Consider the following 13,716-nt stretch of genomic DNA (forward strand, 5'->3'; position numbering starts at 1 on the left):
CCGCGTCGCCGTCAAAGGCCGCCCGGGCGTGATCGAAGATCAGATCGCGCCGGACTCGCCGTCGGTCAGCTCGCGCAGGATGTCGGCGTGACCCGCGTGCCGGGCCGTCTCCTCGATCATGTGCACCAGCACCCAGCACAGCGACACCTCACCGAGCTGCGGGTGCGGCACCACGTGGTCGAGGTCGAGGCTCGCGGCGACGACCCGGGATCGGGCGCAGGCCCGCTCGTACGCCTCGGTGAGCCCGGCGACGGTGTCCTGGTCGCCGACCGCGAAGTGCGCCGCCGCGTCCTCGTCCGAGGTCAGGTAGACGTCGCCCGGCTCGGGGGCCAGCAGGGTCGGGAACCAGTTCCGCTCGACCATCGTCAGGTGCTTGACCAGCCCGGCGAGCGTGGTCGCCGAGGGCACCAGCCGGCGGCGCGCGTCGGCGTCGGAGAGACCGCGCAGCTTGCGCAGCAGCACGGCTCGGTGGAAGTCGAGGAACGAGTCCAGGACGGCGCGTTCGTCGGCGGTGCGGGCGAGCACCGGACCGAGGGTCGGATCGATCGTCTGCTCCATCCGCCGACCCTAGTCACGAAGCGGAGCTCCCCGCTGCCCCGCTATCCGCTGCGGGCGGGCGGCACTACGGGCAGGATGGGCGCATGGCTTCATCCGTGCAGATCCTTCTCGTCGGCGGCACGGCGGACGGGCAGACCATCACCGTCGAACTGGACAGCAACGGCCGTCCGCCGCTGACCCACCACCACATCGGCTCGGGTGGGCTGGCCGACGCGCAGATCTACGAGTTGGAGACCGCCCGGGAAGAGGCCCGCGAGTGGCGCTACCGGTGGACCGGCCCGGCGGTGTGACAGCCCAGGTCAGACCCGGGTGAGGGTCTGACTGCGCAGGCTCTCCAACACGCCACGGGTGACCTCCGAGGTGCCCCGCGCCTGCTCGCACACCTCCGCCACCCGGCGGGCGGTGGCCTCGGCGCGTTGCTCCCGCTCGTCCCACAATCGGTCGACCTCGGCCAGCAGCGGCCCCTCGACCTCCCGCTCGACACCGCGCAGGGCCGGCACGCCGAGTCGTTGGGCCAGGTCGAAGACCTTGCCGGCGTACGGCAGGGGCAGGAACGGTGTGCCGACCATCGCCGCGAAGATCAGGAAGTGCAGGCGCATGCCGACGGCCAGGTCGAAGTGGCGCATCAGCCCGAGCACCTGCTGCGGCGAGTAGGTGCCGTGCAGGATCCGGCCCCGCTCGGCGGCGACCATGTGGGACAGGACGCCGTGGGCATGCCGGATGTCGTCGCGTTCCATCGGCACGAACAGCACGTACGCGTCGATCCGGTGCACCAGGAAGTCACCGATCTGGGCCAGCAGCCGGTGGTAGCCGTCCACGTCCAGCCGTTCGGCGGCCCGCCCCGGCTCCCGCACGCTGATCCCGACCAGGCGTTTGCCGACCGGCACACCCTCCTCGGCCAGCAGGTGCGCAGGGAACTCCTCCGGTTGCAACAGGAAGGCCGGGTCCGCGGTGACCGTGATCGGGTTGAGCAGGCCAGCCTCCTCCAGCACCATCCGGGACTCCTGGTCACGGACGGTCACCTGAGTCGCGCCGGAGAGCGTCTCCCGGACCATGCCGGTGTCCACCCCGTCGCTGAGCGGCCCGACCCCCACCGCGTACGTGATCAGCGGCAGGCCCCGCTCCTGGGCGACCCGGACCACCCGCAGGTAACGGCGAGCCTCCCGGTCGTAGAGGATGCCACCGCCGCCCAGGATGAGCAGATCGAGTTGGGCCAGGACCAGGGCGGAGTCGGTGCGGCTGACGCCCTCCCAGGGCACCGCCTCGACGTCCGGATGGGCGGCCCGGGTGTGCTCCGGGTTACGGGAGAAGACGATGATCCGGGCATTCGGTTCCTGCGTACGCAGATCGGTGAGCAGGCCGGTGAGGATCGCCTCGTCGCCGAGGTTTCGCCCACCGTACGAGCCCAGCACACCGATGGTCAGTCCGGCACCGTGCGTCATCCGTCGCTCCTCCCCAGGTGCGGTCCGCGCCGGTTTCCCGCTGGGCAGGTGAACAGTCCTGCCGGGGGGACCGTCCTGGGTCCCGCTTCCGACCTCAGCCCGCCGGGTCGATCCGCTTCGCCATCTGCTGTGAGGTGACCTCGAAGCCCAGACTGCGGTAGAGCCCGATCGCCACGGTGTTCGTCCCGAACACGTTCAGACCCAGCTCGGGCACCTTGAGCTGGGCGAGTTCGACCTCGATGAGCTGGATCATCCGGCGTGCGTACCCGTGTCCCCGGTGCTCCTCGTGCACCTCGATGTTGTGGATCCACGCCTGGTCCGGGGCGGCGGCCGTCGGCAGTGTCACCCAGATCCAACCGACCTCGGTGTCACCGACCCGGCCCATCCGCAGCAGCGCCCCCTCGGTGGCCGCGCCCGCCGGCAGCGACTCCCGGATCTGACTGCTCGACCGATCAAGGGCCGCCTCCGGGGTCATCCCCCGGTGCGCCACCAGGTCATCGGCGTACCCCTGCTCCAGCGACACCAGCAGCCGGGCCAGCTCCTGCGCCGTCATCGGCGTCAACGTCAATTCCACAGTCGCTCCCCTTCGTCGTTGCCAGCGGGTAGTGCAGCAGAACCCGCCCGGACACGCCACCGGGTTGGCCACGGCGGGACGGACGGGACAGCCAGGCGTGCGCGACCCGGCCATGATGACGAGCTCACGTCAGCGACGGCCACCTCGACAATCCGGAGGGGGTGGCCACCGGAGGGGAAATGGGTTGTCCGGCGGCGTGGATGGGGCGCACGGTGAGTAGGTGACGCAGCAGACCACCAACCGGATCGGCTGGACCGACCTGCCCGAGCGGGTCCGGACGTCGGTGCAGGAGATCATCGGCGATCGGGTGGTCGAGGCGGTGTCCCAACCAGGCGGCTACTCGCCGGGCACCGCGGACCGGGTCCGCACCGCGACCGGTCGGCGGGCGTTCGTCAAGGCGATCAGCCCGGCGCAGAACCCGGACAGCCCCGGGATGCACCGGGCGGAGGCCCGTACGGCCGCCGCCCTGCCGGCCTCGGCACCGACGCCCCGACTGTTGGGCTGCCACGACGACGGCGAGTGGGTGGCGCTGGTCTTCTCCGACGTGGACGGTCGACACCCGGCCACCCCGTGGCGGGCCGATGAGCTGACCCGCGTCCTGAAGGCCCTGGAGGTGATGGCCGCGGTGCTCACCCCGAGCCCGGTGACGCACGTGCCGACCGCCGCCGACCTGCTGGCCGAGGACTTCGCCGGGTGGCACCGGATCGCGGCCGACCCACCGGCTGTGCTGGACCCGTGGGCCTGGGAGCACCTGGACCAACTGCGCGCCGCCGCCGACCACGGCATCGCCGCGCTGACCGGTGACACGCTCTGCCACGTGGACGTACGGGCCGACAACCTGCTGCTCGACGCGACCGGCACGGTCACCGTCGTCGACTGGCCGGGGGCCTGCCGGGGGCCGGCCTGGCTGGACACCGCGCTGCTGCTGGTCAACGTCCGGCTGCACGGCGGGCACGACACCGAGTCCCTGCTGCGCCGGCTGCCCATCACCGCCGAGGTCGACCCGATGACGCTCACCGGCGTGTACGCCGGGTTGGCCGGGTTCTTCGCCGACGGCGCTCGTCGTCCGCCACCGCAGGGCATCCCCACCGTCCGCGCGTTTCAGCAGGCCCAGGCCGACGCCCTGCTCCCGTGGCTGGCCACCCGCCTCCGGTGACCCGGCGGGCGGGTCAGGGCGTCGTCGGCGTCGACTGCAGGTGGCGTGCCAGTTGCGCCAGGTCGGCAAGGCGCAGATCGCCGTCGAGGCCCTTCAGCGCGGCGGTCATCGCACCGGCCGCCCGCCCGGCCCGCAGCCCCACCTCGGCGTCCTCGACCACCAGGCACCGCGCCACGGGCACGCCCAGCAGAGCGGCGGCCCGCAGATAGCCCTCCGGGTCCGGCTTGCCCACCCGCACGTCCTCCACGGTGACCAGCACCGGCGCGACGATGCCGGCGGCACCGAGCCGAGCCTCGGCCAGTCGCGCGTCCGCGCTGGTCACCACCGCCCAGGGCAACTCCAACCGGGCCAGCGCGCTCAGCAGGTCGTGCGCCCCGACGGTGGCCGTCACGTCGGACAGGTCGTCGTACTGCAACGAGAGCTGTCGCGCCGCAGCCGCGGCGACCGCGCTGTCGTCGAGCGCGGGCAGCAGCCGGCGGATGGTCCGGTCGGCGGGGCTGCCGTGCGCGATCGCCAGCGCCGCAGCGGGGTCGACGGTGTATTCGACGGCCCACCGCTCCCAGGCCCGCTCGACGGCGGCGTCGGAGTCGACCAAAGTGCCATCCATGTCGAACAGCACCGCGCCGATGCCTGCCAGTGTCACGCCACGCTCCCCCTGATGCTCGTCGGACGACAATAGCCGCCCGGCTCCCCCGCCCCAAGATCCGCGCAACTTCGGGGATCCTGCTGCCTCGCCGACTGCTGAGGCAGCAACAACACTGAAGTTGCGCGAATCTTGGCGGGTGGTGTCCTCAGCTCGGCAGGGGGCCTCAACCATCCGCCGCACGGGAGGCGTTCTTCTCACCGAGGGGGTGGGCATGACCGAGACGTTCCACGAGTTCGTGGTGCAGCGTTCGCCGGCGCTGTCCCGGACCGCCTACCTCCTCACCGGTGACCATCAACTCGCCGAAGACCTCGTGCAGACCGCCCTGGCGCGCACCTACCGCCACTGGCGACGCATCCGCGACGGCGATCCCGAGGCGTACGTCCGCCGCGTCATGTACCACCAACAGGTCTCCTGGTGGCGACGCCGACGCCTCGCCGAACGCCTCGAAGCCGAACCCACCGAACGGGCCGGCGGCGACCACACCGACACCACCGCCCTACGACTGACCCTCACCGCCGCGCTGCGCCACCTCACCCCCCGCCAACGGGCCGTCATCGTGCTGCGCTACTACGAGGACCGCACCGAAGCGCAGGTCGCCGACCTGCTCGGCTGCTCTCTCGGCACCGTCAAACGCCACGCCCACGACGCACTGCGCCGACTCCGAGCGGTCGCTCCCGACCTGCTGGACGCCGCCGCGGAGAGGAGCACCCGATGACCGCCCGGCTCCGCGACGCACTGCGTGCCACCGCCGAGGACGTGCCCACCTACCCGGTGTACGAGCGCGCTCTCGCCACCGCCCGCCGCGACCGTCTGCGCCGCGTGGGCGTCGGCGCCGCGGCGTTGTTGCTGCTCGCGTTGGCCGGCGTCGTGGTGCCGCTGACGCGTACCCCCGGCCTCGACCCGGCCGCCGCCGCGAACGCCGCGCTGCCCGACCACATCGCCCTGCCGCCGATCGGCACGCTGCATGTCACCGACCGTCCCCGGCTCGGTCCGGCGTCGGTCATCTTCGACGGGCCGGCGCCGCGTCTGCACGGTTGGAACGACGTGAACGTGGTCGGCGTGGTCGACGCGGACTCCGACCGCTACCGGATCATGCGGATGGGCGGGGAGTCACTGGCGGGCGTGTCGGTCCACCTCTCCCCCGACGGCCGGTACGTGGCCCGGCCGGACGGGGTCCAGGACGATCCGGGCGTCGAGGTCATCGACTTGATCACCGGCCGGACCCAGCGACTCACGTCGCCCGTCGACCGCAGTGTCTGGAGCACACCTGTCGGCTGGTCCGCTGACGGCGGGTCGCTGGTGGTCAGTGACGAAGTGCCGGTCGCGTTCGAAGGGGCCACGTACACCACCGTGCTGAGTGCGGTGACCCTCGGCGGGGAGCGTTGGACCAGGCTGGCCGCCGGCGCCCAGGAGGCCCGCTTCGGCTCGACCGTCGCCGCCGCCCCGGGTCGGCTCGCCTACCAGTACGGCCGCACCGTCGCGGTGACCGATCTGGCTGGCCGCGAGCTCTCCTCGTTCGCCCTGCCCGACGAGACATGGCTGGCCGGCAAGGGCGCATGGCGTCCGGACGGCACGAACCTGACGCTGGCTGTCCGCCGGGCGGACAGCGAGTGGACCCTGCGCCAGGTCGACCCCGCCAGCGGCCGGGACGTCGGTCCACTACGCCTGCCCGCTGTGTCCGGGGTCGTCGCCATCCGGCTGCTCGGCTGGGCGCCGGACGGGTCGGCGCTGGTGGCGGCCTATCAGCCGGACCCCCTCGCCCCCGACCTGCCGCTCGAGGAGCAGACGGCCCCGCCCACGAGCGACCAGCGCGTGCGCACCGTACGGGTGCTCGCGCTCACGCCCGGAGCCACCGCACCGCGAACCGTGTTGACCGCGCCGGACCAGGTCATCGCCGTCGACGTCGCCGACCAGGTGGTCCGCAGCGGACGCGTCCGCGACGCGCAGCCGCCGGGCGGAGTGGGTGGTCGGTTCTGGCTCTGGACGGGTCTCGTCACCATGCTGGTCACTGTCGGAGTGGTGTACGCGAGCCGCCAACGGATCGCGCTGTGGCTCGACGATCGACGCGTCAGGCGAGCGCGCCGGGCTGGTGGGTGAGAAACGGCAGCAGCACGCGGCGTCACCCGTCCCGATCCAGCACCGGGCGAACGGCATCGACGAACGAGATCCGGCGATTCGTGCGTGCCTCGATCGCGACCAGCCAGCGCTCCCGATGGCGCTCACGCAAGGGCGCCGTCGCGCCGCCAGGCTCCTCGCCCAACCGACGCTGGTCGACGCGCTCCGCACCGATGCTGGTCAACACAGCCCGGCTCGCCGCCTCGACCTCCGCCGGCCCTTCCAACAACACCAGGTTGTACGCCTCGTCCACGGCGCGCATCGCCGCGTACGCCTCGTCGTAGCCCGGCACCGGCTCACTTCCGCCGGCTTCGAGCCACCGCCGGTCCAACTGCCGGTACGCCTGGTCGCAGGCGCTCAGGAACCCGACGTACGCGTCCCGCCGTAGCTCGTCCCGGCGCGTCGCCCGCCGTTCGACGCTTTCCTGGCGGGCCACGGCGAGCTGGTGGGCCAGTTGCCGTCGGGTGCTCAGCGCGCCGACCAACCCGGTCAGGCCGGCGGCGGCCAACGTGGACAGTGAGGTGATCAGCGCGACGGCGACGGTGTCCTGCACCCGCCCATCATGGCGGCGCGCGCAGTGGGTGTCGTCACCCGGGCGCGGGTCGACTCCGGGTCAGCACGCGGTCGATGGTTGGCAGTCGGGCAGCTCGACACGCCGAACGCCGCGCTGCTGAGCTGCCAGAGATCACTCGCGGGCACGTACTGCTGCCGTTTCATGATGAGGGGTGGGCGCGGCAGGTTTCGAACCTGCGACCCCCCGCTTGTAAGGCGGGTGCTCTCCCACTGAGCTACGCGCCCGGATCGCCCGTGCGGCGGGCCGGTGGTGGGCAAGCTTACCTTGCCCGCCACCGGCTCGGGCGCACGGCGTACCCCGGTCAGACCGTCGCTGCGGCGATGGCCTTGCGCCAGCCCTGCTGGTCGCGGGCCTCGCCCGGGCCGTTCATCTCGGCGAAGCGGACCACGCCGGCCTTGTCGATGACGAAGGTGCCCCGGTTGGCGAACCCGGCGAGGTCGTTGAAGACCCCGTACGCCTGGGCGACACCGCCGTGCGGCCAGAAGTCGGCCAGCATGGGGAACTGGTAGCCCTCGCGGTCAGCCCAGATCTTGTGGCTGTAGGCCGAGTCGACGCTGACGGTCAGCACCTGGACGTCGTCGTTCACGTACTCGTCGAGGTTGTCCCGTATCTCGGACAGCTCACCCCGGCAGGTGCCGGTGAAGGCGAGCGGGTAGAAGACCAGCAGGACGACGCGCCTGCCCCGGAAGCCCGAGAGCCGGACCTCCTGGTTGTTCTGGTCCTTGAGCACGAAGTCCGGTGCCTCGGCACCAACCTCGATGGGCATGCGAACTCTCCTCGGGTCGGGTCACGAAAACGGCACCGGCTTGCCACCCGGCGGTGCGGACCGCCGGGCGCGCGAAGCGGCACGGGCTACTTCTTGGCCTTGGCCCCTCGGCGCAGCACCAGACGTGCGCCGCTCCAGTCCCGGCCGGCGTTGACGGTCGAGGTCTGCTGAAGGCCGGCGGTGGGTGCGGACTCCGCGACCTCACTCGGCTCGACGTGCCCGTCACGCCCCGCCTTCGGGGTGAGGAGCCACACGACCCCGTTGTCGGCCAGCGGGCCGAGGGCATCGACGAGAAGCTCGAAAAGGTCACCGTCGCCGTCGCGGTACCAAACCAGCACGGCGTCGACCACCTCGTCGGTGTCCTCGTCGACCAGATCTCCACAGCGGTCGGTCAGGGCGTCTCGGAGATCCTGGTCGACGTCGTCGTCGTACCCCATCTCCATGACGACCATCCCCGGTTCGATTCCGAACCGGTCCGCCAGGCTGCGTACCCCGTCGGCGGCCTGACCAGCGGTCGCGCTCACTGTCGCGTGCCTCCTCATCTCGTCCCTGCTCGCGGCGTCGGTGCGACGCCGTCAGGCAAAGTCCACACAGTTGTGCGTCCGCGCGCAAGTGGCGCACCGGGTGGAACGGAATTTACCGTGCCAGCAGCGTACGGGCACCGTCGGTAATGGCTTCCGCGGAGACCAGTACGTGACGTGCTGCCGGACCTAATGGTACAAACGAGTCAACTGCCGCTACTCGTCGCGCGGCACCGACATATCCGGCGTCGACCAGCGCGGCGATCACTCCCTCGCCGACCCCGCCGGAGCGGCGTGTCTCGTCCACGACCAGCACCCGGCCGGTCGCCGAGGACTCCCGGATGATGTCGGCCACCGGCAGGGGGGCCAGCCAGCGCAGGTCCACCACCCGGGTGCCCACCCCCTCCTCGGCGAGGACGGCCGCTGCCCGCAGCGACATCCGCACCCCGTTACCGAAGGTGATGATGGTCAGGTCGTCCGCCGAACCGACCCGGTAGACCCGGGCCCGCCCGATCGGCACGTGCCCGGCCACCCACGCCCCCGGCTCCGGGTATCCGGCCAGCCACTCCCCGTCGCCATCGGCGTACAGGTCGCGGGTGTGGTAGAGCGCGATCGGCTCCAGGAACACGCAGACACTGCCGTCCACCGCCGCGCTGGCCAGGCAGGTCCGCAGCATGGGCGCGGCGTCGTCCGGCCGCGCCGGCACCGCGACCACCAGACCAGGCACATCCCGGAGTACGGCCACCGAGTTGTCGTTGTGGAAGTGCCCGCCGAACCCCTCCTGGTACGCCAGCCCGGCCACCCGCACCACCATCGGGTTGCGGAACGCCCCCTGCGAGAAGAACCGCATGGTGGCCGCCTCGCCGCGCAGCTGGTCTTCGGCGTTGTGCAGGTACGCCAGGTACTGGATCTCCGGCACCGGCAGCATCCCGGCCAGCCCCGCGCCCAGGCCCAACCCCAACACCGACGTCTCGTCCAACAGGGTGTCGAAGACCCGGGCCGCCCCGAAACGGTCGCGCAGCCCCTTCGTCACCCCGTACACGCCGCCCTTGGCAGCCACGTCCTCACCGAAGATCGCCATCTGCGGGTGATCGAGCATCCCGTCGGCGAGCGCCGCGTTGATGCTCTGCGCCAGAGTCATCGGCCCGCTCAGCTCCGGCGGCTTGCCACCGAACGCCTCCGCCCGGGCACCCGCGCCCGGGCCGCTGGCCCGTGCCGCGGCGTCGGCCACCGCCCGCGCCACCCGCATCGGGCGGCGGGGCGCCAACGTCGACACCACGTCGGCCGCGGAGGCCAGCTTCGGCTCGCCCAGCACCTCCTCGGCCAGCCGGCGTACCTGCCAGCCGGTCTCGTCGTACCGGGCCAGCAGCTCCTCGCCGGTCGCCACACCGGCGTCGACGAGCAGCCGCGCGGTGGCGGCCACCGGGTCCCGGTCCAGGTCCTCGGCCAGCTCGGCCGGGCTGCGGTACGCCGACTCCGCGTCCGCACCGGCGTGCCCCATCAGCCGTACGGTGCGCAGGTGCAGCACGGCCGGCCGCCGGGTACGGCGTACCCAGGCCGCGGCCTCCGCCGCCACCGCGTACGTCTGCACCGGGTCGGCCCCGTCCGCGCTGAAGTAGCGGATGCCCGGCTTGGCCCGCAGGGTCGTCTCGACCCAGCCCTCAGGTGTTCGGACGCTGATGCCCAGCCCGTTGTCCTCGCAGACGAAGAGCACCGGGATGCGCAGCTTGCCGTGGTCGTACCACCCGGCGGTGTTGAAGGCGGCGGTGGCGCTGGCGTGGTTGACCGAGGCGTCGCCGAACGAGCAGACCACGATCGCGTCCGGTGGCCAGGGGGCGTGCGCGGCGCCCGCGCCGCTGCCGACCCGGACCCCCGCCCCGGTACGCCGCCCGGCGCTGTCCAGGCGGCGCAGCCGTTCCACGGCCAGTCCCATGCCGACCGCGCGGGGCAGGTGCGAGGCGATGGTGGAGGTGGTCGGCACGATGGCCAGGTCGGCCCGGCCGAACACCTTGTGCCGACCGCCGGCGATCGGCTCCTGGCTGGAGGCGACCATGCCGCGCAGCACGTCCCGGGCCGCGTCCGCGTACGCCGCGAACCCGCCGGTGGGCGGCTCGGTCCCGGACGGCTCGGACGCCTCGGACTGCTCGGCTGCCTCGGGTTCGGCGGCGGGCCCCGGGTCCACGGCTCGCTGCGGATCCACGGCGGGTTGCGTGCCGGTGGCTGGTTGCGTGCCGGTGGCTGGTTGCGTTCCGGTGGCTGGTTGCGTGCCGGTGGCTGGTTGCGTGTCGGCAGCCGGCTGTGCCTGGTCCGCCGGCGTCGCCTCGGCGGCGGCCTGGGCGGCGCGCTGGCAGTAGAACGCGCCGGAGCGGTAGTGCAGCAGCGCCGGATCGGTGGGACGTAGCGCGGCGGCGACCGCGGCGTTGCCCTCGTGCCCGGCCGAGCCGATCGTGTAGAAGCCCTCCCCGAAGCTGCGCAGCCAACGGCCGGCCAGGTCGAGCTGCCGGCTGGTCACCTGTGCGTCGAACAGGTCCAGCACCTGCGCGCCGGTCAGTGGGGCGTCGTCGGTGACCGGGTCAGCGGGATCACGCCGTTGCTGCGCGGCGGGCAGCGCCGTCAGCGTCTCCCGGAATCGGTCGTCGAGGTCTTGCGGGGTGGTCACGTCGGACAGCATTACCGACGGGAGGCCGCCTCGCCCAGTGGGACACGGCTGGGGCGGGTCGGCTCACTCCGGCCCGCAGGGCTCCGGGCAGCCACCGTCGGACACCTTCCACACCAGGTCACGAAGGGTGCTCAGCTCCCGGTCGGTCAGCCCCGACAGGAGTCGGGAGTCAGACATCACCTCGGTCACCCGGTCCCGTTCGACGCGCCCCTTCTCGGTCACCACCAACGTCTTCTGCCGCCGGTCCGCCGGGTCGGTGCGGCGCTCGACCAACCCGGCCTGCTCCAGCTTGTCGACCAGCACCGTCACGTTCGACCGGTCACAGCCGAGTTGACCGGCGAGGTCACGGGCGGGCAGCGGGTGGTCCGGGTCCAGTTCACGCAACGCCCGGGCCGCCGCCGGGGTGAGTCCCAACTCGGCGAACGCGGAGCCCTGCCGGTGCCGCAGGGCGTCGCTCACGTGGGCCATCCGGCGTAGCACATCGGCGGCGAGACCGGCCCGATCCACCGGCCCACCTGCTGCGGAACCCACCTCCTGCGTCACGGCCACATCGTACGCACGGGGCCGGTCACCGAGGCCCCCGACCGAAGCCTCTAGATCCGGGCAACATCAGGGAAAGTGCTGCCTCGGCGCGCGCTGAGGCAGCACTTTCAGGGAACTTGCGCGGATCTTGAGCGCGCGACGGCGGCGCGAGGCGCGGTCAGCCGGGGAGTAAGCGGTCAGCCGGGGAGGAAGGAGAAGCGGACCTGGCGGGTGGGGTTGTCACCGTTGGTGTCGACCAGGCAGACGGACTGCCAGGTGCCGAGGGCCAGCCGGCCGCCGAGGACCGGCAGTGTGGCGTACGGCGGAATGAACGCCGGCAGCACGTGGTCCCGGCCGTGGCCGGGCGAGCCGTGCCGGTGCCGCCAGCGGTCGTCGGTGGGCAGCAGCGCGTCGATGGCGGTCAGCAGGTCGTCGTCGGAGCCGGAGCCCGTCTCGATGATCGCGAGGCCGGCGGTGGCGTGTGGCACGAAGACGTGCAGCAGTCCGTCACCCTCACTGGAGACGAACTGCTGGGCCTCTGCGGTGATGTCGTGGACGCTCGGGCGGGACCCGGTCCGGACGGTGATGACGTCGCTGCGCATACGTCGCATTCTGCCCGAGCGGGTCAGGACCCGCCGCCACCGCCACCAGAGTCCCCACCACCCCCACCGCCGGAGTCGCCACCGCCGCCGGACCAGTCCCAGCCGCCCGAGTCGCTCCCGTAGTAGGTCGCCGGGATACCTGTGTCGGCGTGCCTGCGGCGCTGGCCGGGCACGGGCCGCGCCCTCCGGTCAGCAGGTGCCAGCAGGCCGCCGCGCAACTGGGCCGCGCCGAAGACGGCCGCGGCCAGGGCGAGGACGATGATCGGGAGCACGGCGGGATCACCCGACAGGAGCACCCAGGTCGCTGGGATCGCCGCGAGCACCCCGACCGCCAGGAGTGCACCGCCGACAACTACTCGTCGCCCGAACATGTCACCACGGTAGGAAACGAGAACAAGGGCCGAAAGCTCGTCGTCGCGCTAAGTTACCGACGGGTACCTGTGTTGAGCGTCGCGTCAGGGGCCCCTAGACGTGACGACAGGTGCCACCAGGGGGCAGGATGGCGCTAGAGACCTATCCCACACACAACCGAGGGAACGCCTGTGGCTACGGAACGCAAGCGCCCGGTGATCAGCGACGGCCTACCGAGCCAGCTTCCGGACATCGACCCTGACGAGACAAGCGAATGGGTCGAGTCGCTTGACGGTGTCATCGACGAACGCGGCGCCAAACGCGCCCGCTACGTCATGCTGCGCCTGCTGGAGCGGGCCCGTGAGCGCCAGGTCGGGGTTCCGCCCCTGACCACCACCGACTACATCAACACCATCCCGTCGGAACGCGAACCGTGGTTCCCGGGTGACGAGCACGTCGAGCGGCGGATCCGGGCGTACGTCCGGTGGAACGCCGCGATGCTGGTGCACCGGGCGCAGCGCCCGGAGATCGGCGTCGGCGGGCACATCTCGACCTTCGCCAGCTCGGCTTCGCTCTACGAGGTGGGCTTCAACCACTTCTTCCGGGGCAAGAACCACCCGGGCGGCGGCGACCACATCTTCTACCAGGGCCACGCCTCCCCCGGCATGTACGCGCGGGCGTTCCTGGAGGGGCGGCTCAGCGAGCACCAGCTCGACGGGTTCCGCCAGGAGTTGTCGCACCCCGGCGGCGGGCTGCCGTCGTACCCGCACCCGCGGCTGATGCCGGACTTCTGGGAGTTCCCCACCGTCTCGATGGGTCTCGGCGGTCTGAACGCGATCTACCAGGCCCGGTTCAACCGGTACCTGCAGCACCGCGGCATCAAGGACACCTCGCAGCAGCACGTGTGGGCGTTCCTGGGCGACGGTGAGATGGACGAGCCGGAGACGCTGGGCGCCATCGGTGTGGCCGCCCGCGAGGAGCTGGACAACCTCACCTTCGTGATCAACTGCAACCTCCAGCGGCTGGACGGCCCGGTCCGGGGCAACGGCAAGGTCATGCAGGAGCTGGAGTCGTTCTTCCGGGGTGCCGGCTGGAACGTGATCAAGGTCGTCTGGGGCCGCGAGTGGGACCCGCTGCTCGCAGCGGACACCGACGGCGCGCTGGTCAACCTCATGAACACCACGACCGACGGCGACTACCAGACCTACAAGGCGGAGTCGGGCGCGTACG

General features: G+C 72.0%; 15 protein-coding genes, 1 tRNA gene and 1 pseudogene. 5 read left to right on the forward strand and 12 right to left on the reverse strand.

Annotation, left to right across the window (positions count from 1 at the left end; all coding sequences use genetic code 11):
• Window positions 1-39: 39 nt before the first annotated feature.
• Window positions 40-558 (reverse strand): DinB family protein, encoded by a 519-nt coding sequence (locus tag KBX34_RS28530; RefSeq protein WP_210928038.1) that lies wholly within the window; start codon window positions 556-558, stop codon window positions 40-42.
• Window positions 559-641: 83 nt separating this feature from the next.
• Between KBX34_RS28530 and KBX34_RS28535 the strand changes: the two genes are divergently transcribed.
• Window positions 642-848, forward strand: a complete 207-nt coding sequence (locus KBX34_RS28535) for a hypothetical protein (RefSeq protein WP_088949546.1) — start codon at window positions 642-644, stop codon at window positions 846-848.
• A 9-nt stretch (window positions 849-857) separates the two neighbouring features.
• On the opposite strand, the gene KBX34_RS28540 is transcribed toward KBX34_RS28535, so the two are convergent.
• Together KBX34_RS28540 and KBX34_RS28545 are read right to left on the reverse strand one after the other, a co-directional pair.
• Entirely contained in the window at window positions 858-2,000 is a 1,143-nt protein-coding gene (locus KBX34_RS28540) for a polysaccharide pyruvyl transferase family protein (RefSeq protein WP_179780364.1), read from the reverse strand.
• Between the two features lie 94 nt (window positions 2,001-2,094).
• The gene (locus tag KBX34_RS28545) at window positions 2,095-2,574 is read right to left on the reverse strand and encodes an N-acetyltransferase (protein ID WP_158240973.1); all 480 of its coding nucleotides are present in this window, start codon (window positions 2,572-2,574) and stop codon (window positions 2,095-2,097) included.
• A 220-nt stretch (window positions 2,575-2,794) separates the two neighbouring features.
• Between KBX34_RS28545 and KBX34_RS28550 the strand changes: the two genes are divergently transcribed.
• Window positions 2,795-3,730 carry an aminoglycoside phosphotransferase family protein gene (locus KBX34_RS28550; protein WP_210928040.1) on the forward strand — a complete coding sequence of 312 codons (936 nt, stop codon included), beginning with the start codon at window positions 2,795-2,797 and terminating at the stop codon, window positions 3,728-3,730.
• Between the two features lie 13 nt (window positions 3,731-3,743).
• Here KBX34_RS28550 and KBX34_RS28555 read toward each other — a convergent pair whose 3' ends face one another.
• Complete coding sequence (locus KBX34_RS28555) at window positions 3,744-4,373, reverse strand: HAD-IA family hydrolase (RefSeq protein ID WP_210794709.1); 630 nt, start codon at window positions 4,371-4,373, stop codon at window positions 3,744-3,746.
• 214 nt (window positions 4,374-4,587) lie between these two features.
• Between KBX34_RS28555 and KBX34_RS28560 the strand changes: the two genes are divergently transcribed.
• Entirely contained in the window at window positions 4,588-5,091 is a 504-nt protein-coding gene (locus KBX34_RS28560) for a SigE family RNA polymerase sigma factor (protein ID WP_088949551.1), read from the forward strand.
• Entirely contained in the window at window positions 5,088-6,473 is a 1,386-nt protein-coding gene (locus tag KBX34_RS28565) for a hypothetical protein (RefSeq protein WP_210928042.1), read from the forward strand. The genes KBX34_RS28560 and KBX34_RS28565 overlap by 4 nt, the downstream gene beginning before the upstream one ends.
• Window positions 6,474-6,495: 22 nt before the next feature.
• Here KBX34_RS28565 and KBX34_RS28570 read toward each other — a convergent pair whose 3' ends face one another.
• The 8 genes from KBX34_RS28570 to KBX34_RS28605 all read right to left on the reverse strand — a co-directional run bounded on the left by KBX34_RS28570 (window position 6,496) and on the right by KBX34_RS28605 (window position 12,506).
• Window positions 6,496-7,044, reverse strand: coding sequence for a hypothetical protein (locus KBX34_RS28570; protein WP_210928044.1), 549 nt, complete (start codon window positions 7,042-7,044; stop codon window positions 6,496-6,498).
• Between the two features lie 173 nt (window positions 7,045-7,217).
• Window positions 7,218-7,289, reverse strand: a tRNA-Val gene (locus KBX34_RS28575).
• A 77-nt stretch (window positions 7,290-7,366) separates the two neighbouring features.
• Window positions 7,367-7,831 (reverse strand): peroxiredoxin, encoded by a 465-nt coding sequence (locus tag KBX34_RS28580; protein ID WP_210928046.1) that lies wholly within the window; start codon window positions 7,829-7,831, stop codon window positions 7,367-7,369.
• A gap of 86 nt (window positions 7,832-7,917) precedes the next feature.
• The gene (locus KBX34_RS28585) at window positions 7,918-8,355 is read right to left on the reverse strand and encodes a DUF3052 domain-containing protein (RefSeq protein ID WP_007463483.1); all 438 of its coding nucleotides are present in this window, start codon (window positions 8,353-8,355) and stop codon (window positions 7,918-7,920) included.
• A gap of 112 nt (window positions 8,356-8,467) precedes the next feature.
• On the reverse strand, window positions 8,468-11,023 hold the full coding sequence (locus tag KBX34_RS28590) for a thiamine pyrophosphate-dependent enzyme (protein WP_210928048.1): 2,556 nt from the start codon (window positions 11,021-11,023) through the stop codon (window positions 8,468-8,470).
• 51 nt (window positions 11,024-11,074) lie between these two features.
• Window positions 11,075-11,479 carry a MarR family winged helix-turn-helix transcriptional regulator gene (locus KBX34_RS28595; protein WP_099856296.1) on the reverse strand — a complete coding sequence of 135 codons (405 nt, stop codon included), beginning with the start codon at window positions 11,477-11,479 and terminating at the stop codon, window positions 11,075-11,077.
• A 251-nt stretch (window positions 11,480-11,730) separates the two neighbouring features.
• Entirely contained in the window at window positions 11,731-12,135 is a 405-nt protein-coding gene (locus KBX34_RS28600; protein WP_185755388.1) for a secondary thiamine-phosphate synthase enzyme YjbQ, read from the reverse strand.
• A 23-nt stretch (window positions 12,136-12,158) separates the two neighbouring features.
• The gene (locus KBX34_RS28605; protein ID WP_210794700.1) at window positions 12,159-12,506 is read right to left on the reverse strand and encodes a hypothetical protein; all 348 of its coding nucleotides are present in this window, start codon (window positions 12,504-12,506) and stop codon (window positions 12,159-12,161) included.
• Window positions 12,507-12,677: 171 nt separating this feature from the next.
• Between KBX34_RS28605 and KBX34_RS28610 the strand changes: the two are divergent.
• A pseudogene (locus KBX34_RS28610) lies at window positions 12,678-13,716 on the forward strand (pyruvate dehydrogenase (acetyl-transferring), homodimeric type); the annotation flags it as partial.

The organism is Micromonospora sp. M61 (genome assembly GCF_018070245.1).
Lineage (GTDB): Bacteria > Actinomycetota > Actinomycetes > Mycobacteriales > Micromonosporaceae > Micromonospora > Micromonospora zamorensis.

Coding starts and splice junctions, on each gene's coding strand:
- KBX34_RS28605 (WP_210794700.1), bottom strand. CDS start 12,506: ATGTTCGGGCGACGAGTAGTTGTCGGCGGTGCACTCCTGGCGGTCGGG.
- KBX34_RS28580 (WP_210928046.1), bottom strand. CDS start 7,831: ATGCCCATCGAGGTTGGTGCCGAGGCACCGGACTTCGTGCTCAAGGAC.
- KBX34_RS28560 (WP_088949551.1), top strand. CDS start 4,588: ATGACCGAGACGTTCCACGAGTTCGTGGTGCAGCGTTCGCCGGCGCTG.
- KBX34_RS28590 (WP_210928048.1), bottom strand. CDS start 11,023: ATGCTGTCCGACGTGACCACCCCGCAAGACCTCGACGACCGATTCCGG.
- KBX34_RS28565 (WP_210928042.1), top strand. CDS start 5,088: ATGACCGCCCGGCTCCGCGACGCACTGCGTGCCACCGCCGAGGACGTG.
- KBX34_RS28595 (WP_099856296.1), bottom strand. CDS start 11,479: ATGGCCCACGTGAGCGACGCCCTGCGGCACCGGCAGGGCTCCGCGTTC.
- KBX34_RS28530 (WP_210928038.1), bottom strand. CDS start 558: ATGGAGCAGACGATCGATCCGACCCTCGGTCCGGTGCTCGCCCGCACC.
- KBX34_RS28535 (WP_088949546.1), top strand. CDS start 642: ATGGCTTCATCCGTGCAGATCCTTCTCGTCGGCGGCACGGCGGACGGG.
- KBX34_RS28540 (WP_179780364.1), bottom strand. CDS start 2,000: ATGACGCACGGTGCCGGACTGACCATCGGTGTGCTGGGCTCGTACGGT.
- KBX34_RS28600 (WP_185755388.1), bottom strand. CDS start 12,135: ATGCGCAGCGACGTCATCACCGTCCGGACCGGGTCCCGCCCGAGCGTC.